The organism is Bradyrhizobium sp. MOS003 (assembly GCF_003020125.1).
GTDB lineage: Bacteria > Pseudomonadota > Alphaproteobacteria > Rhizobiales > Xanthobacteraceae > Bradyrhizobium.
The window spans coordinates 1,080,263-1,102,572 of record NZ_PYFW01000001.1; the positions used below are offsets into that span (position 1 = coordinate 1,080,263).

Consider the following 22,310-nt stretch of genomic DNA (forward strand, 5'->3'; position numbering starts at 1 on the left):
CCCCCGTGCAATTATTGATGGCGCACACACCTAGATTCGCACGCTGATGTGCCAAGTCTTGCGTGATGGCGCCGGAGCGAGCCGATTTGACGCGGCCTGTTGCGGCCATTACGCTTTGCGAAGATCCAAAAGGGCGCACATGCCGAGGCTGCCCAAGCCGGCAGCTGCGTCGACAACAAAATTCCAGGGGAACGGAAATGTCGAGCGACACTGCAGCCACCATCGCGAAGGCGCGCGAGCATTCGATCGGCGATCTCCTGCGCCGTTCTGCAGGCCGCGAACCGGACAAGCTTGCGGTGAGCTGCGGTCGTGTCTGCTGGACCTTTGCCGAGATGGACGCGATCTGCAACCGGCTCGGCCGTGGTCTGCTCGGCCTCGGCGCCAGGAAGGGTGACCGCATCGCGGTGCTCTCGCGCAATTCGCATGCCTTCGCGGCGCTGCGCTTCGCGGTGGCACGGATCGGCGCGGTGCTGGTGCCGATCAACTTCATGCTCAATCCGGACGAGATCGGTTTCATCCTGAAGAGCTCCGGGGCGAAACTGCTCGCGACCGGCCCCGATTTCGTCGAGCCGGCGCGCGTAGCCAGCGCCAAGGATTGCGCGGTCGAGAAGATGATCTGGCTGCCGGGCGAGGATCCCGCGTCGGCGCCCGCGGGTCTCGTCACCTTCGACGATCTGCTTGATGCCGACGGTTCGTCCTTGGAAGCCTCGGTCGATAGCCGCGATCTCGCCCAGATCGTCTACACCAGCGGCACGGAATCCCTGCCCAAGGGCGCGATGCTGACCCATGAGGCCGTCATGTGGCAGTATGTCAGCTGCATCATTGACGGCGGCATGAGCGTGGACGACAAATTTCTCCACGCGCTGCCGCTCTATCATTGCGCTCAGCTGGACGTGTTCCTGGGGCCGCAGATCTATCTCGGCGCCTCCGGCGTCATCACCGGTAAACCGACCGCCGACAACATCCTAGCTCTCATCCAGGCCCACAAAATCACATCGTTCTTCGCGCCGCCGACGATCTGGATTGCGATGCTGCGCTCACCGAACTTCGACAAGACCGATCTGTCAACCTTGCAGAAGGGCTATTACGGCGCCTCGATCATGCCGGTGGAAGTCCTGCTCGAGCTTCAGCGCCGCCTGCCCAAGGTTAAATTCTGGAATTTCTACGGCCAGACCGAGATCGCGCCGCTCGCGACCGTGCTGCGGCCGGAGGACCAGCTGCGCAAGGCGGGCTCGGCCGGCAAGCCGGTGCTCAATGTCGAAACGCGTGTGGTCAACACGACGATGGAGGACGTCAAGGTTGGCGAGGTCGGCGAAATCGTGCACCGCTCGCCGCATCTGCTCTCCGGCTATTATAAGGACCCTGAAAAGACCGCGGCGGCCTTCACGGGCGGCTGGTTTCACTCCGGCGATCTCGCCACCGTCGATGACGAGGGCCACATCACCGTGGTCGATCGCGTCAAGGACATGATCAAGACCGGCGGCGAGAATGTCGCCAGCCGCGAGGTCGAGGAGATGGTTTATCGCATCCCAGAGGTCTCCGAGGTCGCCGTGGTCGGCCTGCCCGATCCGCGCTGGATCGAGGCGGTGACCGCGATCGTCGTCGTGAAGAGCGGCGAGAAGCTCGACGAGGAAGCTGTCATCAAGCACTGCGCCGGCCAGATGGCGCATTTCAAGGTGCCCAAGCGCGTCATCTTCGTGGATGCCTTGCCGAAGAACCCCAGCGGCAAGCTGCTCAAGCGCGAGCTGCGCCAACGCTTTGTCGGCGGCGAGACGCTGGACAAGGCGGTACAGAAGAGCTTTGGCACCTGAGAGGGAGCGCTTCCCATGAAAGCATGGCAGGTCGCGCGCGACTGGTCGATCGAGGGGATGGAACTGGCCGATCTGCCGGAGCCCGCGCCCGGACCGGGCCAGGTCGCGGTGCGGATGAAGGCGGCAGCGCTCAACTACCGCGATCTGCTTACGATCAGCGGCAAGGGCGGCGTCACCCGATTGCCGCTGATCCCGTTCTCGGACGGTGCGGGCGAGGTGGTCGCAATCGGCGAAGGCGTCACCCGCGTTGTGACAGGCGATCGCGTCTGTCCGATGTTCTTCCAGTCCTGGATCGACGGACAGGTTTCGGCGGCCAGCCGCCGTTACGCGCTCGGCGGCACGCGGCCCGGCGTGCTGCAGGAGGTGATGGTGCTCGATGCCGAGGGTGTCAGCCGCATGCCCTCCCATCTGTCGTTCCGGGAGGCCGCGACGCTGCCCTGCGCCGGGCTCACCGCCTGGCGTGCATTGTTCGAAGAAGCGCATGTCAAGCCTGGCGATACCGTGCTGGTGCAGGGCACCGGCGGCGTCTCGATCTTCGCGCTGCAGTTCGCGAAGCTCGCCGGCGCCAGCGTGATCGTGACGTCGTCGAGCGACGAGAAGCTCGAACGCGCCAGGGCGCTCGGTGCCGACCACACCATCAACTATCTTTCAGTGCCGGAATGGGGCAAGGCCGCGGCGGAATGGACCCGCGGAGGGGTCGATCACGTCGTCGAAGTCGGCGGCAAAGACACCTTCGCGCAATCGCTCGAGGCCGTGCGCGTCGGTGGCACGATCCTGGTGATCGGCGTGCTCACGGGCTTCTCGCAGCAGATCGCGATACCGAGCCTGTTCGCCAAGAACCTGCACGTCATCGGCCTCTCGGTCGGAAGCCGCCGGATGTTCGAGGGGATGACGGCCGCAATCAAACGCAACGGCATGAAGCCGGTGATCGACCACGTGTGCAGTTTCGATGCCGTGCCCGACGCGTTGCGCCTGATGCAGCAGGGTGGTCATTTCGGAAAGATCGTGGTGGAGTTTCCCTAAACGGTAATCGATGACGGTGGCGGCGAAAGCTCGTTCGCAATGTCATCCTGCGATCTTCCCACGGAGCTCCGGTCATGCCTCTCTGGACCTGCGAAACCTGCGGCGCGCAATTCCCGAATGTTGCAAATCCGCCCGCCTCCTGCGTAATCTGCGAGGACGAGCGGCAGTTCGTGAACTGGAAAGGGCAGACCTTCCTCACGCGCGAGGAGCTCGCGCGGGGACACCGGCTGGTGCGACGCGACGATCTCGGCCTCACCGGAATCGGCCTGGAGCCGAGCTTCGCCATCGGGCAGCGCGCACTGCTGGTGCCTCAAGGCGACGGCTGCGTGATGTGGGATTGCATTCCGCTCGCAACCGACGACGCCATCCCATACGTCGCAGCGCTCGGCGGCCTGAAGGCGATCGCGATCTCGCATCCGCACTACTACGGCGCGGCCGCCGACTGGAGTGACGCCTTTGGCGGCGTGCCGGTCTATCTGCATGCCGACGATCGCGCCTTCGTCACGCGGCCGCATCCTTCCATCGTGCACTGGACCGGTGAGAGCCTCCGCATCTCCGACGATGTACTGCTGCTGCGCACCGGCGGTCATTTCGCCGGCGCCACCATGCTGCACTCGGCGCGCAGTGCGGATGGCAGGGGCGCGCTGCTCACCGGCGACATTGCACAGGTGACGATGGACCGCCGCTTCGTCAGCTTCATGTATTCCTACCCCAACTACATGCCGCTCAATGCAGCCGCGGTGCGGCGGATCGCGGCCGCCGTCGAGCCGCTCGCCTTCGACCGCATCTATGGCGCCTGGTGGGGCCGCAACATCGCTGGCGGCGCCAAGGCCGCATTTGCGGTGTCGGTGGAGCGCTATCTGGCGGCCATCGCGTGAACGGGCCGGCGTTCGGATTTATCTTGCTGGCTGATTATAACTGTACTAAAAGTACAATTATTGAGCGTGGCGCAACGGCGCGTCCGCGGGGCCCGGCATGATCGATGCATTGCCGCGTCAGCGGCGTATTCTTTGGCTGCGGGCGGAGTTCGGTTCATGGCGGCGCACTACGAGATCTTCGAGGCTGGCGACGTCACCCTCCAGGCAGGGACCGCGTTCCCCTCGATGAAGCTCGCCTACAAGACCTACGGCACGCTGAGCCCGGCCAAAGACAATGTCATCCTCTATCCGACCTCGTTCAGTGCGCAGCACACCGATATCGAATGGCTGATCGGTCCGGACGGCGTGCTCGACCCCACGCGCTACTTCATCGTCATCCCGAACCTGTTCGGCAACGGCCTGTCGTCTTCGCCGTCGAATACCGCGGCGCGGTTTCCCGAGGTGAGTTATCACGATGCCATCGCGGTCCAGCACCGGCTCCTTACCGAGCGCTTCGGCATCACGAAGCTTGCTCTCGTCTATGGCTGGTCGATGGGCGGCATGCAGGCCTATCACTGGGCGGCGCTGCACCCCGATATGGTCGAGCGGGCAGCCGTGGTGTGCGGCAGCGCGCGTTGCGCGCCCTACAATTACGTCTTCCTGGAGAGCGTGAAGGCTGCGCTCACCGCCGATCCCGCCTTCCGCGACGGCCGCTTCGTGGAGAAGCCCGTCGCCGGCTATCGTGCCATGGGGCGGGTCTATGCCGGCTGGGCGATGTCGCACGGCTTCTATCGCGACGAACTCTGGCGCGAGGCCGGCTTCACCTCGCTGGAGGATTATCTCGTCCATGTCTGGGACGCGACATTCGCCCGCCGCGACGCCAATGACCTGCTGGCGCAGATCGGCATCTGGCAGAATGGCGACATCAGCCGCTGTGCGACCTTCGCCGGCGATTTCGATCGCGCGCTGGCAGCGATCAAGGCGCACATGCTGCTGATGCCGGGCGCGACCGACCGCTATTTCGACGTCCGCGACAACGAGGACGAGCTCGTCCGGCTGACTGGCGCGAGATCGGCGGTGCTGCATCCGATTCCGTCGCTGCATGGCCATCGCGCCGGCAACCCCATTGGCAATCCGCGCGACCAGGCATTTCTCAAGGCCGAGGTCGCGGCGCTTCTCGGCAAGTAAGGCAGGCATCGATCATGACCGACGCGACCGCTTCAGAGTCCGGCCACCGCCTGAAGCCGCTGACGCCGGCGATGCTGCGCGAGCTATCGGTCCGCTCCGATCTCAGGGGCGCAGCGCAGAGCCTCGGCCATTATGGCGTGATCGTCCTGATGGGGGTGCTGATCTGGAAGCTTTCGTCGACATGGGGCGTGCTCTGGGCGCTGCCGTTGATGGCGGTGCAGGGCTATGTCGTCGCCTTCCTGTTCATGGCGGTGCACGAGACCGCGCACAAGACGGCGTTCAGGAGCCGAAGCCTCAACCTCGTCGTCGGTTATCTCTCGGCCTTCCTCATCGGATTGCCTTACGAATATTACTGCCTGTTTCACTGGGACCATCACCGCTACACCCAGGATCCGGACAAGGATCCCGAACTGATCGTCGGGGTGAAGCCGGCATCCGACACGCAGCTCGCGATCGCCTATAGCGGTGTGCTCCAGGTCGCCGGCCGCCTCCGGCTGATGCTCGGCCATGCGATCACCGGAGAGGTCACCGTGCCCTGGATCCCCGAAAACAAGCGCGCGGTCATCGTGAGGGAGGCGCGTGTCTATGTCGCGCTCTACGTGCTGCTGCTCGCGCTCTCGCTGTGGTGCTCCTCGGCCTTGCTGCTCTGGGTCTGGGTCGTTCCGCTCGTCATCGGGCAGGTCTTCCTGCGGCCCTATCTCTATGCCGAGCATACCGGCTGCGAGCGCACCCGCAGCGCTTTCCAGAATACCCGGACCACCTACACCGGGGCGGTGGTCAAATGGTTTGCGTGGAACATGCCCTACCATGTCGAGCATCACGCCTATCCCTCGATCCCGTTTCACGCGCTGCCGAAGCTGAACGAGATCGTGGACGGCGAGATCGTCCATCGCGGCCGCGGTTACATCAGGACGACGCGTGAGACCTGGGCCTGGTTTCGCCGGCAGCGGCGGGCGGGCTAGTCGGGCGCACGCATTTGCCAGCTTCCGATAGAGAGCTTCACGACGCGTTCATTGCAATTGCGCATGGCGCGGAATATTCCGCTACCGTTGCGTCGAGCTTCACGAAAACACCATGAGAATCAATCGCTTGAAGCCCGCAAAAACGTGCCTAACGTTTCCTTCCGGATCTGGAAAGTTTTAGCCGTCTTGTATTCATGACCAGGCGAGGGCGCTGCCCTAGGTTGACGACATCAACGCCGCCGACGTGTGGAGAGATGGGTGATGAGTTCGACGAGAGGCCGTCTACTGGTGGTCGACGACGATCTGGTGCAACGCGTTTTGATCGGCAAGATCGGGGCGAAGCTCGGCTACGAGACGGTGGTTGCTTCCTCCTACGAGGCCGCAACCGAGCTGCTCGGCCGCGAAGCCTTCGAAATCATGGCGCTCGATCTGTCGCTCGGCGAGAGGGACGGAGTGGAGCTGCTGCGCTTCGTCGCGGAAGCCGGCTTGCGCGCCATGTCGATCGTGATCATCAGCGGCTGCGATGATCGCGTCATGAAGGCCACGCGACGGGTCGCAAACGGGCTGAAGCTGTCGGTTGGTGGATGCCTGACGAAGCCGCTCGATCTGAACCGCCTGCGCAGCGCACTGGAATTGCCGCACCGTGCGCCGCCGGCCCCGACGTCCGCCTCGCCGCAGGTCCGGATTACGCCGGAGAGGATTTTGCGAGGCCTCGCGGACGGCGAATTCTTCGCCGAGTTTCAGCCGAAGATCGCGCTTCAGACCGGCAGGGTCGTCGGCGCCGAAGCACTGGCGCGCTGGCGCACGGCCGAATTCGGAATGGTCTCGCCGATGGTCTTCATTCCGATCGCCGAGGTGGCCGGTCTGATGCGGGAGTTGACCGATTGCATCCTGTCGTCGGCGATGTCGCAGGGCCGCAAGCTGATCGAGCGCAATCCCGGTTTCACCGTCGCGGTCAACATCTCGGGCTCGCTGATGTCGGATCTGGCCCTGCCCGAGCGGATCGAGGAGATCCTGCGGCGCGAAAACGTCCCCCCGTCATCGCTGACGGTGGAGATCACCGAGACCTCGGCGATGGCCGACGTCGACCGCGCCAACGACATCCTGGTGCGGTTGCGGATCAAGAGGATCGGCACGGCCATCGACGATTTCGGCACCGGTTATTCGTCGCTGGCGGCCTTGGCGCGGCTTCCGTTCAGCGAATTGAAGATTGACCAGTCCTTCATCAAGGGCTGCGAATCCGACGACGACATGATGAAGATCGTCGATGCCTCCGTGGCGCTCGCGAAGGCGTTCAACATGAAAGTGGTGGCCGAAGGCGTCGAGAGCCCGGAGGCGCTCGAGATCGTCCGTCGGATCGGCTGTGACGTCGCACAGGGCTTCCTGTTTGCGCCCTCGCTGCGGCGCTCGCGGGCGGAACGATGGATCGCGGAACGCAATGCTCTCGCGGACGACCGGGCCGCATCCGCGACGCCGACGGCTCTCGCGAGCTGAAACGGCGAGCCCCGGTCGCGGAACGACCGGGGCTGCGTCAACCGATGCAGGCGGGCTCAGTAGATCCCGTAGGCGCAGACATTCACGACGCGCACGCGCAGGCCGTGGCGGGTCCGGACGAGGCGCTCCTGGTAGCAGTTGCTGACGCCGGTGTTGAGGTAGATGCCACCGCCGTAGCCCCAGCCGTGACCCCAGTGATGATGAGGATAGAAGCCGCCGGCCGACGCCGCGGTGGGCGCGAGAGCGGCGACGCCGAGCGAGCCGGCAGCGATCAGACCAAGAGCAAGCTTACGAAACATTTTCATTCTCCAGTGTGGCGCTAAGGCCGTTGTTGTGTCCCTGCATCTCGGTCGGGCCGAAACGCGAATGCGTTCACACGGCAAGGGGAGAATCGTGTTTCAGGACTGTTTCGTGGGCGTCGGCGAAATATGCCGGCGTCATGTTTTTCGCGCCGCGCGATATCGCGCAGCCATCACCTCCGTCATCTCGGCCATCTTGTCGCGGAGATCGACGGGCTCCAGCACCTCGACCTCGGAGCCGAGCCGCAGCAATTCGGACGCGGCGTGCCAGGACGTCTTGCCGACAGGCACGCGCGCAATGCGCCAGCCGTCCACGTCCGTCGTCTCCTCGAACTGCGTGCGCGCCTTGACGTAAGGCTGGCTCAGCGCGTCCAGAAGTTTGACGCCGAACGGCGACAGCCTGACGATCGCGATATTGGGGTGCATCTCCGCTTCGAGGCGGAGCGTCGCGGCCTGCCAATAGCCGGCGAGATCGAAATCGGCGGGACGATCGAAGCGGTCGTCGAGCGCGGTGCAGTCGAGCACGCGCGCGATGCGGTACGTGCGCACGCTGGTGTCGACTTGTCCGGCCAGATACCAGCTGCCGCCCTTCAGCACGAGGCCGAGCGGCGCGAGGCGACGCTGCTTCTCCGCGCGCCAGCTCTGATAGCGGATCTTGATCAGCGTCCCGCGCAGTACGGCGCCCGCAATCGTGCGTAAATGCTTCGGCTCTTCGGCCTCGCCGAACCAGCCCGGCGCGTCCAGATGAAAGCGTTCCTGCATCCCCCTGGCATCCTGGCGCAGGTGGACGGGCAGCGCCGCCATCAGCTTGTTCTGCGCGGCGATCATTGCCGCATCCAGCCCGAGCGCCGCCGCCGGGCCCGGCAAGCCCGCCAGGAACAGCGTCTCGGCCTCGCTCGGCGACAGGCCGTTCAGCCGCACGCGATAGCCGTCGAGCAGCCGATAGCCGCCCTCCGCGCCACGGTCGGCGTAAACGGGAACGCCGGACGCGGCGAGCGCGTCGATATCGCGATAGATCGTCCGGACCGAGACCTCGCAGGCCTCCGCGAGCTCAGGCGCGGTGACCTGCCCTCTGGCCTGGAGGGTGGTGAGGATCGACAACATCCGGCTCGCGCGCATGATTGTTTAAACCATACCTGACACAGGATGTCAGGTATGGCCCGCTACAAGCTGCGCCATCGCCAGCAGGCCAGATAGGATCCGCCATGACCGATTCGAACCGCGTTACCTTGTATTACTCGCCGCAAAGCCGCGCCACGGGCACGCGGGTGCTGCTGGAGGAGCTGGGCGCGCCCTACGATCTGCATGTCCTCAACATGAAGGCCGGCGAGCAGCGTCAGCCGGCTTATCTCGCCATCAATCCGCTCGGCAAGGTCCCGGCGATCAGCCACGGCGGTGCCCTGGTGACCGAGCAGGTAGCGATCGCCATCTATCTCGCCGACCTCTTCCCGCAGGCAGGTTTGACGCCCGCACTGAACGATTCCTTGCGCGGGCCCTATCTGCGCTGGATCGCCTATTACGGCTCATCCTTCGAGCCGGCGCTGATCGACAGGTTCATGCAGCGCGAGCCGGCGCCGATCACGCAGTCACCCTATGCCGACTACGACACCATGCTCGGCGCGCTGGAAGCGCAGCTGTCGAGGGGGCCGTATCTGCTCGGCGAGCGGATGACGGCCGCGGATGTGCTGTGGGGGGTGGCGTTCAACTGGACCATGATGTTCGGCATCGTGCCGAAGAAGGACGTGTTCGTTCGCTATGCCGAGCGCATGACCGCGCGGCCGGCATTCCAGCGCATCAATGCGGCGGACGAGGAGATGGCGGCGCAGCATGCCGCGGCTATTGGTGGTTGAATGATCCAGGGCTGCAGATGACGAAGCCGATGCACACGACCAACTGCTTCCATACCTTCATCCGGGTTGCCGAAGACTGTCCCGCGCGGGTTGGGGAGCAGCCGCCGCTGCGCGCGGGAAAGCCGACGGTCGCGTGCCTGCAATATGCTATGATCGCGAAGTCGCCCTACAAATACACCTCCGATGACGTGATCTTCGCGACGTCTGCGCCGGGACGCGAGCTCGATGCGAAGGCGACGAAGGCGGAGAAGCATGCGGCGCGTGAAGCGTTCTTCTCCCGGGGGCAGGCGTGCATGAGGGCGTCAAGCCTCGGCAAGCGCTTCGGCTGGGGCGTTCATGCCGATGGCGAGGGACGGATCGCGATCTACGCCGTCGAAAGCAAGCGTTACCAGGCGTTCTTGCGCGATCCCAAGCTCACGCAGGTGCGCGCGATGCGGTCGAAGCGGGGGTGATCAAAACCGCGGCGCTCGCTTCTCCGCGAACGCCTTGATGCCTTCCTTGATCTCGTCGCCGCGCATGCTGTCGCGGTGACGCTGGTCGGCGGCGGCTACATCGAGCTCGCCGCGGGCGAATTCGTTGATGGCGCGCTTCATTCCGCGCATCGCCTGGGGCGCGTTTCCGGCGAGGATGTTGGCGAGCCTGTCGACTTCCTCGTCGAGCGCCTCCTCGGGCACCATCGCGGTGAGATAACCGATGCGCAGCATCTCCGGCGCGCTGATCCTCTGCGCCGTCAGGAACAACTTCTTCGCATTGTCGACGCCGAGCCGGGACACGTAGCGCTTGATGCCGCTCCTGTAATAATGCAGCCCGAGCCGCGCCGCCGGCATGAACATCTCGGCGGTGTCGATGCCGATGCGGAAATCGCAGGCGAGTGCAAGATCGGTCGAGCCGCCATAGACGCCGCCGTTGAGCCGGCAGATCGTCGGCACGCCCAAATCCTCAAGACGGTTGACGACCACCTCGAAGGCGGAGCCCACGCTCGGTTGCGCGTTTGCGCTCACCGCGCGCTCGGCGACCGAATTGAGGTCGTAGCCGGCGGAGAAGGCGCGGCCGGTACCGGTCAGCACCAGCACGCGAATCGCAGGATCGGCCTCGACCTGGTCGAACAGCTTGACAAGCTCTACCAGATCCTCGGCTTGCAGGCGGTTGAGATGCTTGGGCCGGTTGAGGCGAATGGTGGCGCGTGCGCCGTCGCGTTCGAGCACGGGGCCGGTGGCAGCGTCGGTGATGTCCGACATTCTCGTCTCCTTTTACCTGTTTTCGAGTGCGCGCCGTTTCGCCTCGGCGTCGATGGTCTCGGCGAGATCGGGATGCCGTGCCATCAGCACGCGGAAGTCGACGAGGTCGAGCACCAGAAGCCGCGACACTTTCGTGGTCGAGACATTGGCGCCGCGCATGTTGTTGCCAAGCAGCGCCATCTCGCCGAAGAAGGAGCCTTCGCCGAGTTGCACCTTCTTGCCGGGCAGGTCGACCTCGACCTCGCCGGCGGCTATGAAATACATGCAGTCGCCCGGCGCGCCCTTGCGGATGACCAAAGTGCGCGGCGGCAGCTCCATTGTCCGCAGCATGTGGGTGACGTCGGCAATCGCTGAGGGCCCGAGGGCCGCGAAGAACGGCACCTTGCTGACAGCCTCCCAGGTCTTGAGGAAATTGTCGCGCCGCGTCTCGGCGGCAAATCCTGTCGCCAGGATACCGGTCCAGAGGCCGAACACGCCGAGGCCGGAGATCATCACCGCCGCCGCCACCAAGCGCCCGAGCGGCGTGACCGGCACGGCGTCGCCATAGCCTGTCGTCGTGAGCGTGACGACGGCCCACCACAGCGCGGCCGGCACGCTGCCGAAGGTCTGCGGCTGCACGTCCCGCTCCAGGAAATATTCGGCGACGGAGGCGAGGAAGACCACCATCAGGAAGATCACGAGCACGCTGAGCAGCGGGCCCGATTCGAGCACCAGCACGCGGCGAAGCTGCCGCAGGCCGGGGATGCCCGGCACCACCTTCAGCACCCAGAGCACGCTGAGCAGCCAGGCCGTCCTGGGCTCGGCGCCAAGGAGAAGCGCGACCGGCACGGCCAGCGCCCCGATCGCATCGACCAGCCCGGCCGAGGAGGACACATAGAGCGACAGCCGTCCTTGCCGCGCCATATGGCGCAGCCGGACCAGCCATTCGAACACGAAATAGGCGAGGCAGGTCCAGAGCAGGCCGCTGACCCAATTGTGCGCATCGTCGGCCCGCTTGTCTGTCAGCAGCACCATACTGAGCACGCCGCCGGTCACCGCGACGTAGGCCGCCTTGGTCATGTTGCGGCCGGCCGTGGCGGCCGTGAACTGGGCCAGAGCGGTGGTCAGCGGCTTGGACATGCGGGCAGGCGGCTCGGTATCGGGACTTGTCTTACGAGGTCCCGGCTGGGACGGCGGCGCCAAAGTGCCTGCCTGTGCGGAGGCCGTCAACGAGGGGTAGGCTTTATCTGCGCCGCAGCGGGCGGCCGACCGGCTTGCCGTCAGGCGCTCTGGGCGGTCTTCACCACCACGACATTGCTGTCGTCGTGCTGGGCAGGGCCGGCCTCGCGCACCGTCTTCTCGGTTTCGCCGGCATGGCGCTTCAGATAGTCGCGGCGCATGCCGATCTCGTCGCGGACGAATTCATAGCCGAGCTTGAAGGTGTCGAGCCCATCGGTACTTATCGTGCCGTCCCTCAGGCCGATGACGGCGCCGCGCAGGATGCCCTCCAGCTCGTCCTGCAGACATTCGAGCTGGTCCAGGGAGTGGGCGTGCTCGATCCGCTCGCCGACGTCGAGGATGGCGGTGGAAAGCTCGCTGGCCTTCTCCGGCGCGATGCGGGTGATCTTGGCGTAGATCGCCGCGAAGATCGAGCCGATGACGCTGAGCGCGGCGGCGCCCAGATACATCAGGTCGCTGTACTTATCCATGAACGACTTGGTGTCGTCGTTGATGTAGTCGGCCGCCCCCTGGTGCGCCATCACGAAGGCGTCCTTTTCGGTCGAGGCCGGTTCAATTCTGCTGGCAAAGCCGTTGTCGAGCCCGAGCGCGGATTTGTTTTCGTAGATCGTGCGCGCCAGTTCGCCAGCTGTGGAGGCCGCCATCCTGGATTGCGCGACCAGCAGCCATTCGAGCCCGACCGTGTCGAGGTCGTCGTCGGGAATCTGGGGCGAGGTCGACAGCGTGCCTGCCGTCAGCGTCTCGCTGGAAATGCCGGGAAGCCTGCGCGCCAGCGCCTTGGCCTCGTCGATGGCGTTGAGCGTGAAGCCGCCGCGCTTGGCGACCTGTTCATAGGCCTTGTCGCGCACGGCCCTGGATGTATGGACGATGGCGATCACCGCGCCAAAGCCGTTTGACGGGGCAAACAGCTTGTCGAGCGTCATGCCCTGCGGCGCCATCTGGATCTTCGCGGCGTCGGGACCGTCGGGGATGTCGAGAATGCTGCGGACGAAAGCGAGCGAGGCTTCGCTCTCTGCGACAACGGCAATCTTCTTTTTCTTCAGCTCGGCGATCGACTTGATCTTCTTGTTGCCGGGACCGAGCAGAAGCACGAGATCGTGCTCTAGAATTGCGAGCGTGCGCGCCCGCAGCGGCACCTTGGCGTCCGTGCGCAGCACGGCGAGATCTGCCTGCTTGCGGTCGAATTGCGCGAGCGCCTTGGCGTTGTCAGGGTTATTGACGACCTTGATCCGGAAGCGCGAGGCGTTGGCCTTCAGCACGGCAGCGAGCTTGGCCGCGAACAGCGCCTCGTCGCTGTTGGGGGCGCCGACGGCAAAGGTCAGCGTCTCCGAATTGTGCAGCAAGGCGCGGCCGCCCCAGACGGTAGCGAGCGACAGCAGCAGGGTCAGCACGACGTAGAGGAGGACCTGTTGCTGATTGGTCTTGATAACCTTGGGGCGCCGCGGCGGCTCGATCGGAGATGCGGTGGGGCCGTCAGTACTCATGGTCAGTACTCATGGCTGCACTCTGGCCTTATTCATGGGTGACGGGCGGCTCGCGGACGTGATCGCGGCGGGTGCCCTGCAATTCCTAAGCTCTGAAAAAGAACGATATTCTGTGCCGGCAATGATAGCGCGCCAGGTCCGGAAAGCAAATTTCGAGCCGAGGGTAACCTTACTCGTCGCGGCCTCGGCGAAAGGGCATCCTATCACCGGTTAGCCACACTTGGCGATTTTCCGGTTCCCCCCGGCTGCATTCCGACACGGGAGATGTCATAAATCAGAGGTCCCGGCGATTTGACCGGTCCAAGAAGAAGTTGCGCTGAACGCTCCAATTTTTCTTGCTAGCTCAATGAGGGCGTCGGCCTTGTCGTTTCCACCCATGTCATCGGCGGTTCCGGTCGAAGCGCTCATTGGCTGGATGTTGCTGCTCACCTTCAAGCACATCATCGCCGATTTCGTCCTTCAGACCGCCTGGATGGCGCACGGCAAGGACCAGAAGCACGGCTGGGCCCTGCCGCTTCTGGTGCATTGCCTGATTCACCTTGCGGTTGCGCTGCCGCTTATTCTGATCGTGGCGCCGAAATTCTGGTTCGTGGCCTTCATCGACTTCGTGATCCACATCACGATCGACCGCGCCAAGGGGCTGGTCTCGGCTAATTTTGGGGTCGACCTTTCGCATCCCTGGTTCTGGACCCTGATCGGCGTCGACCAGGCGCTGCATCATCTCACCGGCTTCGGCTTGTCCATCTTCATGGCGGCGAACTGACGGGGGTGGCCTCGGGCGACGGTCGGGCCTGCATGGTTCGAGACGGCGCTGCGCGCCTCCTCACCATGAGGGATAGAGTCTGTCAGCAGATCCAGACCTCACCCTGAGGAGCCCGCCAAAGGCGGGCGTCTCGAGGGATTACCGCAACCGCAGTCCCGGCCGGCGCCTCTGATTCGCGGCGCGCGCGCAAGCACACCGGGTGACTACCGGGCAGGGTGGTTAACCTTTCATTAGAGAATTGCACTGCATCTTCGGCGTCGAGGGAGAACTGCAATGTTTTCAAGCCGCGACGCCATTGAAAGCGATTTCTGCCCGGTTCAGGACGAACTCCTTGGCGCGATGTATCGCGCCAGCGAGAGCGGCCTGCCGAGGTTGGTTGAGAGTGTTTCTCCAGACGCACGCGCGAAGCTGGCGCTGTTCTGCTATCGCCGCAGCCATTTGCATTCGCTGGCGGTCGCGATCGCGGGCAGCTGTAACGAGCGCGACCTGATCGAGAACGGCGGCCGCGTCGGCTCGACGCTCTATGCGCTGTCGCGCGAAGGCACGCTGAAATCCTCGCCGTCGCTGTCGGGCGGGCGCAAGCCGATCACGCTGTCGACCAAGCCGCTCTCGGTGCTCGCACCGCTGGACGACGAGATCGACGACGACATCAGCGAAGCCGTTCCGGCCTAACTTGCTTCGATCGCCGGAAGCCTGAACTTCCGCCGCGCCATCGTGCATTCGGCGTCGCCCGGCATGCAGGTGCGGCACACCTCCGGCCGCACCGCGTAGATGCCGCATGCGGTCGCTTTTCCAATATCCCCCTGCAAGGCCGAGCAGCGATCGCCCTCGCAACGCATACCGGATTGGCGGTCGTTGACCAGCGCTTCCGGAATCGCGGCGAGCTCTTCGTCGCTCTCGATCGAGAAGCGCGGCCAGTTCGCCGAATAGCCGCAGCAAGCGCCGCAACTCTGGCAAAGGCTCGACAGATCGATGGGGGAGCTCTCTTCCATCCTCGTCACGTATCCCTCAGGTGTCTTTGGGCGGGCCCCAGACCAGGCTCTGCCGCCATTTCGCACGCAACACGTCGCGCCGTTCCGGATATCTCTCGTCGAGATAGCTGGCATCGACCACTCGGTCGGTGCGGAAGCTGCGGAAGTCGCCGCGTAGCTCGCACCAGGCCGCCAGCAGCCGCACGGCCTCGAGATAGCCGACCGAGATCGGCCAGATCATGCGCTCGCTGGCGCGGCCCTGCTCGTCGCGATAGCGCAGCATGATCTTCTTGCCTTCGTGGATCTGGGTGCGCGTGCGTACCATGTCCAGGCGGTCCGGCTCCCTGTTCCAGCTCGGCCGCGCCCGGCTCGCCGGCTCCAGCACGAAGGGACGCAGGCGCTCGGGCACGGTGTCGGCGATCTTGGCCATCAGATCCTCGGCCGCGCGTGCCAGTGCCGAATCGGCATGGCCGGCGACCCATTGTGCGCCCAGCACCGCGGCCTCGATCTCGTCGGGCGTCAGCATCAGCGGCGGCAGGTCGAAACCCTTCTCCAGAATGTAACCCATGCCGGCTTCACCGCGGATCGGCACGCGCTGGCCGATCAGCGTCGCGATGTCGCGATAGATCGTGCGCTTCGAGGTCTCGAGCTCGGCCGCGATGGCGTCCGCCGTCAGCGGCTTACGCGTGCGCCTCAGCACCTGGATGATCTGAAACAGCCGGTCGGCGCGTCTCATGACGGGTCTCTCGTTGGTGTTCTTTTCAGAAAGCGGCGCACGGCTGCTGACAGGATGTTGGCAGCAGGGGGGTTCTATACCGGGACAACACATCGACTGAAGGGGATTTGTCCATGATCATTCCGACCCATTTCGGCCCGGCCATTCCGATGCTGCGGGCACAGGCATGGTCCGCATCGGCGTTCGGCCGCCTCGTTTCACTCGATCTCATGGCCGTCGACCTCCGGTTTGCGCTCGCAAGCGTGGTGGCACGCTCGCTGATCCAGGCTGCGGACGCGCTGGCCCGCCATGTGATGAGCCGTGCCTGGCGGGGGGCCCGTTTCGCAGAAGATATCACGGCTGCTGCCACCATGGTGGCAGCAGCTCGTCACTAGGTTCCGTCAACTGGTTCAGGAGAAGCTTCATGATCACGCTCTACGGATTTGGCACCGGCTTCGGCCTGCCGGAAATCAGCCCCTTCGTCACCAAGACGGAAGTGCAGCTCAAGATGGCGGGATTGCCCTATCGGAAGGAGCGGGCGATGCCGCCGGCCTCGCCCAAGGGGCAGTTGCCGTTCATCGACGACGGTGGTGAGGCGGTGGCCGATTCCACCTTCATCCGCGCCCATATCGAGCGCCGCTACGGCTTCGATTTCGACGCCGGCTTCTCTGTGCAGGAGCGGGCGCAGGCTTGGGCGTTCGAACGCATGATCGAGCACCACGTCTATTGGGGGCTGGTCGGCGCGCGCTGGGTCGATCCGGTCAATTTCGCCAAGGGGCCTGCGCATTTCTTCGACGGCGCACCGGAGCACAATCGCGAGAAGCTGCGCGAGGATGCGCAATTCCGCGTCGCCGAGAACTATCTGCTCTCGGGGCTCGGCCGCCACGGGCCCGATGACGACGTCGCCCTCGCCGTGCGCTCGTTGTTCGCGCTCTCGGTGCAGCTCGGCGACAAGTCTTATCTAATGGGCAGCAAGCCCTGCGGCGTCGACGCCACCGCCTTCGGCATGCTCGCCGGCATCCTCTCGCCGTTTTTCGAATCGGCCCTGCGCGAGCGTGCCGAGGGCTTTCCGAACCTCACCGCCTATGTCGATCGCATGATGGGCAATTACTATCCGGAGTTCGCCTGGACCCCGCTGCGGCAGGCGGCTTAGCGCTGGTAAGACGGCCGCGCTCGGGCATGACGACCTGTTGTGACGTCGGCAACTCATCCCAAGCACAAAGCAAAAGAGCCGGCCCATCGGGCCGGCTCTCGTTGTCTCAGAACTGCTGCTGCGCTTACTTCACCAGCGAGTACTTGCCGTCCTTCACCGTCAGCAGGATGCGCGAGCGGTCGTCGAGGCCGTAGCGGTCCTTTTCGGTGAAGTTGTAGACGCCCTGGCTCGCCGCCAGCTCCTTCTCCGACAGCAGCGCCTGGCGGATCGCTTCGCGGAATTCCGGCGTGCCGGGCTTTGCGGTTTTCAGCGCCGCGGGAATGATGCGCTTGAGGATCTCGAATGCATCGTAGGAATGGCCGGCGAACTGGCTGCGGCTGTTCGGGCCGTATTTGGCTTCATAGGCCGAGTTGAGCGCCAGACCCGGCTTCTTGGTCAGCGCACTGTCCGGCTGGTCCTCGGGATCCATGACGGGACCGGAGGCCATAAGCACGCCCTCCGCCGCCTTGCCGGCGATGCGGATGAAATCCATGCTGGCGGCGCCGTGGGTCTGGTAGATCAGACCCTTGTAACCGCGTTCGCGCAGTTCGGTCTGCGGCAGCGCGGCCGCGGTGCCGGATGCGCCGACCAGGATCGCGTCGGGATTGGCGGCAACCAGCTTCAGCACCTGTCCGGTCACTGAGGTGTCGGGACGGGCGAAGCGCTCCTCGTCGACGATGGTCATGCCCATCGGCACGGCCTGTGCCTTCAAATCGTTGAACCAGAGGTCGCCATAGGAGTCGGAATAGCCGATGTAGCCGACCGTCTTCACGCCCTTGCTCTTCATGTGCTCGTACAGCACCTTGCCCACGATCGGGATCGGCTGCGGCATTGCCACCGACCACTTCATGCGTTCCGGCGTGATTGGGAACGGCGCCAGGCCGAAATGCGGAATGCCGGCTTCGTTGGCGACGTTGGAGACCGCGATCGTCGGCGGCGTCAGCGCCGAGCCCATGATGATGTCGGCCTTGGATTCGGTCACGAAGCGGCGCGCGTTGGTGGTCGCGGTGGTGGGATCGCCGCCGTCGTCGAGCACGATCACCTTCAGCGGCACGCCGCCGATTTCTTTCGGCACGAATTCCAGCGCGTTACGCTCGGGAATGCCGAGCGCTGCGCCGGGGCCGGTCGTGGTGGTGGTGATGCCGATGGTGACTTCGGCGGTCTGGGCAAACGCGGGCAGCGCCGGCAGGGCAAGCGCCGCCGCGGTGATGGCGGCGGTCAGGTAAAAGCGTTTCATTTATTCCTCCCTTTACGTGTTTCTTTGAAAGCAGAAATCGGGGGGTAATTCAGCCCCCTCTTTTGGTGATGCGGCGATTTAGCTCCGGACTAGCTCCCTGTGAACTTGGCTACCATTTCCGCCGGGAACGGTGCCGATTTCAGCTTGTCGGGGTTAACGGGATCGCGGCCGACCAGAACGCGGGTTTCGAAACCCTCGATCGCCAGCGCATCGCCCTTGTAGACGTTGTGCTTCACCTCGAAGCTCGAGCGCTTGATGCTCTCGATCTTGGTTTCGATGGTGATCCAGTCGCCATAGGTCGAGGGGATGTAGAACTTGGACCGTGTGTCGACCATGGGGATGCCCACCAGGCCGTATTTGCGGACCAGGTCCTGCTTGGAGAACCCGGCGACCTCGAACAGGGTCGAGGTCGAATCGTCGAACATCGCGAAATAGCGCGGGTAGTAGACGATATTGGCGGGGTCGCAATCGCCCCACTGGATCTGGACCTCGCGCCGGTTCACGAACATGTGTCGCGGACCTTATTTCGGCGCCATGCGCAGCGAGCCGTCGAGGCGCACCACTTCGCCGTTCAGGTACGAATTCTCGACCATGTGCAAAGCGAGCGCGGCGAATTCGTCGGCATGGCCGAGCCGGCGCGGGAAGGGGATCGCGGCGGCGAGCGAGTCCTGGGCTTCCTGCGGCAGGTTAGCCAGCAGTGGAGTCAAGAACAGGCCGGGTGCGATGGTCAGCACGCGGATGCCGAACTGTGCGAGCTCGCGCGCGATCGGCAGCGTCATGCCGACGATACCGCCCTTGGACGCGGAATAGGCGGATTGGCCGATCTGGCCGTCATAAGCGGCAACGGAGGCCGTGTTGATGATGACGCCGCGCTCGCCAGTCGCTTGCGGCTCCAGCTTGGACATCTCGGTGGCGGCGAGGCGCAACATGTTGAAGGTGCCGATCAGATTGACCTTGATCACCTTGTCGAAATCGGCGAGCGCCATCGGGCCGTCGCGGCCGACCACGCGCTTGGCAACGCCGATGCCGGCGCAATTGACCAGCACGCGCGCCGGGCCGTGGGCCTTGGCGGCCTGTGCGACCGCGGCTTCGGCGGAGGCGGCATCGGAGACGTCGCAGGTGATTGCGACGCCCTTGATCTCGGCGGCGACGGTCTCAGCGAGCTTGGCGTTGAGGTCGAACACCGCGACCTTGGCGCCCTGCGCCGCCAGCTTTCGCGCGGTGGCTGCGCCCAGTCCCGATGCACCGCCGGTGACGATGGCTGCCTGATCCTTCAACAACATGGCGTTCTCCTGGTGCGGTGATTTCTTACCCGACCGATATCACACGGTCCGATGGATTGGCAGCGTAGAGCTCCTCGATCAACTCGGTGCGGTGCTCGAGCACGGCACGCTGGTTGATCGAGCCCTTGTCGGTGACTTCGCCCTTGTCGATCGAGAGCGGCGCGTCCATCAGGATCGCGCGCGTGATCCGGGTCGAGGAGCCGGTGGCCGAAGAAAGGAAACGGGTCAGGCGCTCGCGAAAGGCTTCGCGGACCAGCCGGTCGCGCGTCGCGACGACGAGATCGTCGGTCGGCAACGTCGGGTTGATCAGCCGGCAGCCGTCGAGGTCGAGCACCACCAGCGCCGAGACCTCGTCACGGTTGATGCCGGCGATGACGACGTCGCGCACAAGCGGTGCGCAGGCAGCCGTGACGCGCGCGCGTAAGGGGCCGACGCTGACCCAGGTGCCGCTGGCAAGCTTGAAATCTTCGCCGACGCGGCCGTCGAAATCGAACCCGGCGTTGAAATCGTGGGGATCGGACGGCTTGAGCGCGTCGCCCATCTTGTAAAATCCTTCCTCGTCGAAGGATTTCGCGGTGATGTCGGGCTGGCGCCAATAGCCGGGCATGACGTTCGGCCCCTTGGCGCGCACTTCCAGCTTCCCGTTGTTCGGCACCAATTTGGCGTCATTGCCCGATACGGGCAGGCCGACATGGCCGGAGCGGCTGGTGCGTGGATTGACCGACATGAAGAACGGCGCGGTCTCGGTCGCGCCCAGGCCGGTCAGCATCGGCACCCGATAGCCTTTTTCCTTCACGGCGAGGTCGTCGAGGCTGTCCCAGATGAACGGCGACAGCGCGGCGCCCGAGAAGAACATCGCGTGCAGGCGGTCGAAGAATTTTGCGCGCAGGCCCTGGTCGTCGCGCAGATAGGGCAGCAGCGATTCATAGCCCTTGGGCACGTTGAAATAGACCGTCGGCGAAATCTCCTGGAGATTGCGCACGGTCTCCTCGATGCCGCCGGGCATCGGCTTGCCGGCGTCCAGATACATCGAGCCGCCGTTGTAAAGCGTCAGCCCGATATTGTGGTTGCCGCCGAAAGTGTGATTCCAGGGCAGCCAGTCGATGATGACGGGCGGCTCGTCCTTGAGGAAGGCCAGCGTCTCGCGCAGCATCACCTGGTTGGCGCAGATCATGCGCTGGGTGTTGATGACGGCCTTGGGGTTGCCGGTCGAGCCGGAGGTCAGCAGGAACTTTGCGATCGTGTCCGGGCCGATCCTGCCATGGACATCGTCGAGATCGCTGCGGATCGGCGTCGCCATGAGGTCGGCGAGCAAATTGACGTCGCGCCCCGGCACGTGGCCGTAGGATGCGGCGATCTCGGTGCCGAGCGAGACGTTGGCGGCGAGCGCATCGGCGAACTTGTCGGCATCCTCGGCGAAGACGAGGCCGGGCGTCAGCAGCTTCATCAGATAGGCCAGCTTGCCGTAGTCCTTCGACACCAGCGAATAGGCCGGCGACACCGGGCAGAACGGAATGCCGGCATAGAACGCGCCGAACGCGAGCAATGCGTGATCGATCGAATTGCCCGAGAGGATGACGACCGGCCGCTCCGCCGACAGGCCGCGCGCGATCAGGCCCGATGCGATGTGACGGCTTGCGACGAGCAACTCGGCATAGGTGATCTTGCGCCAGAACCGCCCGCCTTCGCGCTCGGCCATAAAGACGCGGTCCGGCGTCGTGGCGGCCCAATGATGCAGGCGGTCGGTGAGGCGCACGGGATAGTCGCCGAGCGGCTGTGTGGGCCTGAGGTAAATCGTGCCGTCGTCACGTCGCTCGATGTTGACGGCGGGATCGCCGAACGAGATGGGCCGCAGCGGGAAAGTGCTCGCGCCGCGCTCCATGCTGGAAGAGGACGGCTGCACGCTCATGACTTTGGCTTCACCTTTGCGGTCTTGTGTTCGAGGAATTCGCGGATCCTGCGCTTTGCCTCCTTGTCGCTCTGCGCGACGGTCGCCATCAGCGATTCCATCAGCAGGCCGGTCTGCGGATTGGCCTCCGCGATCATGGGCAGCGCCTGGAGCACGGCGAAGTTCGTCAGTGGCGCGTTGGAAGCGACTTTGGTTGCAAGCTCCATCGCCTTGCCGAGCCCGTTGCCGGCTTCCGTGACATATTGCGCGAAGCCGTAGGACGCGCCTTCGGTCGCGCTGTAGACGCGGCCCGTCAGCATCATGTCCATCATCCTAGCAACGCCGATCAATCGCGGCAGCCGCACCGAGCCGCCGCCGCCGACGAAGATGCCGCGCTGTCCTTCCGGAAGTGCAAAGTAGGTCGAGGGCTCGGCGACGCGGATATGCGCCGAGCAAGCAAGCTCCAGTCCGCCGCCGATCACGGCGCCCCTCAGCGCCGCGATCACGGGGACGCGGCTGTACTGGATGCGGTCGAACACCCGGTGCCACATCTGGGAATGCAGCAGGCCGCCGGTCGCGTCATGCTCGGTCAACTCGGACAGGTCGAGGCCCGAGGAGAAATGATCGCCGATGCCGTGGATGACCACTGCGCCGACATCCTCGGGCAGGGACGCAAAACACTCGCCGATTTCCAGGATGATGCCGTCGTTGAGCGCATTGCGCTTTGCCGGCCGGTTCAGACCCACGGTCAGAACCCGGTCCGCCCTCTCGATCCGGAGTAGCCCGGAGGCGCCCGCGTCAGCGGTCTCGGCGTTTCCCTGTGTCATTTGCGTCCTT

The 22,310-nt window shown here is 64.6% G+C and carries 24 protein-coding genes; 12 read left to right on the top strand and 12 right to left on the bottom strand.

The genetic code is table 11. The features are described from left to right. Positions 1-197: 197 nt before the first annotated feature. The 6 genes from C7G42_RS05190 to C7G42_RS05215 all read left to right on the top strand — a co-directional run bounded on the left by C7G42_RS05190 (position 198) and on the right by C7G42_RS05215 (position 7,335). On the top strand, positions 198-1,811 hold the full coding sequence (locus C7G42_RS05190; RefSeq protein WP_106947950.1) for an acyl-CoA synthetase: 1,614 nt from the start codon (positions 198-200) through the stop codon (positions 1,809-1,811). Positions 1,812-1,826: 15 nt separating this feature from the next. Beyond that, positions 1,827-2,834 (top strand): zinc-dependent alcohol dehydrogenase family protein, encoded by a 1,008-nt coding sequence (locus C7G42_RS05195; protein WP_106947951.1) that lies wholly within the window; start codon positions 1,827-1,829, stop codon positions 2,832-2,834. Positions 2,835-2,908: 74 nt separating this feature from the next. Then, positions 2,909-3,712: an MBL fold metallo-hydrolase gene (locus C7G42_RS05200; protein ID WP_106947952.1), complete on the top strand. Its 804-nt coding sequence runs from the start codon at positions 2,909-2,911 to the stop codon at positions 3,710-3,712. A gap of 156 nt (positions 3,713-3,868) precedes the next feature. After that, positions 3,869-4,879 (top strand): alpha/beta fold hydrolase, encoded by a 1,011-nt coding sequence (locus tag C7G42_RS05205; RefSeq protein ID WP_106947953.1) that lies wholly within the window; start codon positions 3,869-3,871, stop codon positions 4,877-4,879. 14 nt (positions 4,880-4,893) lie between these two features. Further along, on the top strand, positions 4,894-5,841 hold the full coding sequence (locus C7G42_RS05210) for a fatty acid desaturase (protein ID WP_106947954.1): 948 nt from the start codon (positions 4,894-4,896) through the stop codon (positions 5,839-5,841). Between the two features lie 261 nt (positions 5,842-6,102). Beyond that, positions 6,103-7,335 carry an EAL domain-containing response regulator gene (locus tag C7G42_RS05215; protein WP_106947955.1) on the top strand — a complete coding sequence of 411 codons (1,233 nt, stop codon included), beginning with the start codon at positions 6,103-6,105 and terminating at the stop codon, positions 7,333-7,335. A gap of 56 nt (positions 7,336-7,391) precedes the next feature. Here the strand turns inward: C7G42_RS05215 and C7G42_RS05220 are convergent, their stop codons facing one another. Together C7G42_RS05220 and C7G42_RS05225 are read right to left on the bottom strand one after the other, a co-directional pair. Continuing rightward, on the bottom strand, positions 7,392-7,634 hold the full coding sequence (locus C7G42_RS05220; protein ID WP_106947956.1) for a hypothetical protein: 243 nt from the start codon (positions 7,632-7,634) through the stop codon (positions 7,392-7,394). Positions 7,635-7,772: 138 nt separating this feature from the next. After that, positions 7,773-8,753 carry a helix-turn-helix transcriptional regulator gene (locus C7G42_RS05225; RefSeq protein WP_106947957.1) on the bottom strand — a complete coding sequence of 327 codons (981 nt, stop codon included), beginning with the start codon at positions 8,751-8,753 and terminating at the stop codon, positions 7,773-7,775. An 86-nt stretch (positions 8,754-8,839) separates the two neighbouring features. Here C7G42_RS05225 and C7G42_RS05230 point away from each other — a divergent pair, with 86 nt between their 5' ends. Both C7G42_RS05230 and C7G42_RS05235 read left to right on the top strand, forming a co-directional pair. Further along, positions 8,840-9,484: a glutathione S-transferase family protein gene (locus tag C7G42_RS05230; protein ID WP_106947958.1), complete on the top strand. Its 645-nt coding sequence runs from the start codon at positions 8,840-8,842 to the stop codon at positions 9,482-9,484. A gap of 17 nt (positions 9,485-9,501) precedes the next feature. Further along, on the top strand, positions 9,502-9,936 hold the full coding sequence (locus C7G42_RS05235; protein ID WP_199580658.1) for a DUF6157 family protein: 435 nt from the start codon (positions 9,502-9,504) through the stop codon (positions 9,934-9,936). On the opposite strand, the gene C7G42_RS05240 is transcribed toward C7G42_RS05235, so the two are convergent. The 3 genes from C7G42_RS05240 to C7G42_RS05250 form a co-directional block, all read right to left on the bottom strand. Further along, positions 9,937-10,722, bottom strand: coding sequence for an enoyl-CoA hydratase/isomerase family protein (locus tag C7G42_RS05240; protein WP_106947959.1), 786 nt, complete (start codon positions 10,720-10,722; stop codon positions 9,937-9,939). It lies immediately after the preceding gene. 12 nt (positions 10,723-10,734) lie between these two features. Beyond that, a complete protein-coding gene (locus C7G42_RS05245) occupies positions 10,735-11,841 on the bottom strand; it encodes a cyclic nucleotide-gated ion channel (protein WP_106947960.1) in 1,107 nt (368 codons plus the stop codon). 140 nt (positions 11,842-11,981) lie between these two features. Further along, positions 11,982-13,424 (bottom strand): TAXI family TRAP transporter solute-binding subunit, encoded by a 1,443-nt coding sequence (locus tag C7G42_RS05250; RefSeq protein ID WP_106947961.1) that lies wholly within the window; start codon positions 13,422-13,424, stop codon positions 11,982-11,984. 415 nt (positions 13,425-13,839) lie between these two features. Between C7G42_RS05250 and C7G42_RS05260 the strand changes: the two genes are divergently transcribed. Then, positions 13,840-14,187: a DUF3307 domain-containing protein gene (locus tag C7G42_RS05260; protein ID WP_199580789.1), complete on the top strand. Its 348-nt coding sequence runs from the start codon at positions 13,840-13,842 to the stop codon at positions 14,185-14,187. Between the two features lie 273 nt (positions 14,188-14,460). After that, on the top strand, positions 14,461-14,859 hold the full coding sequence (locus C7G42_RS35175) for a hypothetical protein (RefSeq protein WP_199580659.1): 399 nt from the start codon (positions 14,461-14,463) through the stop codon (positions 14,857-14,859). Here the strand turns inward: C7G42_RS35175 and C7G42_RS05270 are convergent. Beyond that, positions 14,856-15,179 (bottom strand): YkgJ family cysteine cluster protein, encoded by a 324-nt coding sequence (locus C7G42_RS05270; RefSeq protein ID WP_106947965.1) that lies wholly within the window; start codon positions 15,177-15,179, stop codon positions 14,856-14,858. The two genes, C7G42_RS35175 and C7G42_RS05270, sit on opposite strands and share 4 nt — an antisense overlap. Before the next feature lie 16 nt (positions 15,180-15,195). Further along, positions 15,196-15,894 carry a helix-turn-helix transcriptional regulator gene (locus C7G42_RS05275; protein WP_106947966.1) on the bottom strand — a complete coding sequence of 233 codons (699 nt, stop codon included), beginning with the start codon at positions 15,892-15,894 and terminating at the stop codon, positions 15,196-15,198. A 113-nt stretch (positions 15,895-16,007) separates the two neighbouring features. Between C7G42_RS05275 and C7G42_RS05280 the strand changes: the two genes are divergently transcribed. Beyond that, entirely contained in the window at positions 16,008-16,268 is a 261-nt protein-coding gene (locus C7G42_RS05280; protein WP_106947967.1) for a hypothetical protein, read from the top strand. A 29-nt stretch (positions 16,269-16,297) separates the two neighbouring features. Then, complete coding sequence (locus tag C7G42_RS05285) at positions 16,298-17,026, top strand: glutathione S-transferase family protein (RefSeq protein ID WP_106947968.1); 729 nt, start codon at positions 16,298-16,300, stop codon at positions 17,024-17,026. Positions 17,027-17,150: 124 nt separating this feature from the next. Here the strand turns inward: C7G42_RS05285 and C7G42_RS05290 are convergent, their stop codons facing one another. The 5 genes from C7G42_RS05290 to C7G42_RS05310 form a co-directional block, all read right to left on the bottom strand. Then, positions 17,151-18,302: an ABC transporter substrate-binding protein gene (locus tag C7G42_RS05290; protein WP_106947969.1), complete on the bottom strand. Its 1,152-nt coding sequence runs from the start codon at positions 18,300-18,302 to the stop codon at positions 17,151-17,153. An 89-nt stretch (positions 18,303-18,391) separates the two neighbouring features. Continuing rightward, positions 18,392-18,811: an acyl-CoA thioesterase gene (locus C7G42_RS05295; protein WP_106947970.1), complete on the bottom strand. Its 420-nt coding sequence runs from the start codon at positions 18,809-18,811 to the stop codon at positions 18,392-18,394. A 12-nt stretch (positions 18,812-18,823) separates the two neighbouring features. Beyond that, positions 18,824-19,585, bottom strand: a complete 762-nt coding sequence (locus C7G42_RS05300; protein ID WP_106947971.1) for an SDR family NAD(P)-dependent oxidoreductase — start codon at positions 19,583-19,585, stop codon at positions 18,824-18,826. Between the two features lie 25 nt (positions 19,586-19,610). Beyond that, positions 19,611-21,494, bottom strand: a complete 1,884-nt coding sequence (locus C7G42_RS05305; protein ID WP_106947972.1) for a feruloyl-CoA synthase — start codon at positions 21,492-21,494, stop codon at positions 19,611-19,613. Next, positions 21,491-22,300, bottom strand: a complete 810-nt coding sequence (locus tag C7G42_RS05310) for a crotonase/enoyl-CoA hydratase family protein (protein ID WP_106947973.1) — start codon at positions 22,298-22,300, stop codon at positions 21,491-21,493. Before C7G42_RS05310 ends, C7G42_RS05305 begins: the two co-directional genes overlap by 4 nt. Positions 22,301-22,310 lie beyond the last annotated feature (10 nt).